Genomic DNA, 604 nt, shown 5'->3' on the forward strand with positions numbered 1-604 from the left:
TTCAGGCATCGCGAACTTAACGCCCATACCAGCAGGAAGACCGAAGCCCATTGTGCCCAAGCCACCCGAATTGATCCAACGGCGAGGTTTGTTGAATGGGTAGTACAACGCCGCAAACATTTGGTGCTGGCCTACATCAGACGCCACATACGCGTCACCATTGGTTAGCTTGTGCAGTGTTTCAATGACTTGCTGTGGCTTGATACGATCCGACGACGTTTCGTAAGACAAGCACTGACGATCACGCCACACTTGAATATCATCCCACCACTTAGTGATCGCCGCTTCATCGTTGCTACAATCTTGCTCTGCTAGTAGACCAAGCATAGTAGTCAATACTTTTTCCGCAGAGCCTACAATTGGAAGATCCACTTTGACGTTTTTGGAGATCGACGATGGATCAATATCAATGTGCATCACTTTCGCATTTGGACAGTACTTCTCAAGGTTATTGGTGGTGCGGTCATCAAAACGTACTCCAATACCGAAGATTAGATCCGCTTCATGCATCGCCATATTGGCTTCGTAAGTACCGTGCATCCCCAACATACCAAGCGAGTTTTTGTGAGTACCCGGAAATGCACCTAGGCCCATTAAGGTACTG

The 604-nt window shown here is 48.0% G+C and carries 1 protein-coding gene; it reads right to left on the minus strand.

What is annotated here, in order from left to right; translation table 11 throughout:
* A partial coding sequence (locus tag R7190_RS28810; protein WP_318138056.1) for a thiamine pyrophosphate-dependent enzyme occupies positions 1-604 on the minus strand: 604 nt, incomplete at both ends.

This window comes from Vibrio sp. 1078-1 (assembly GCF_033340475.1).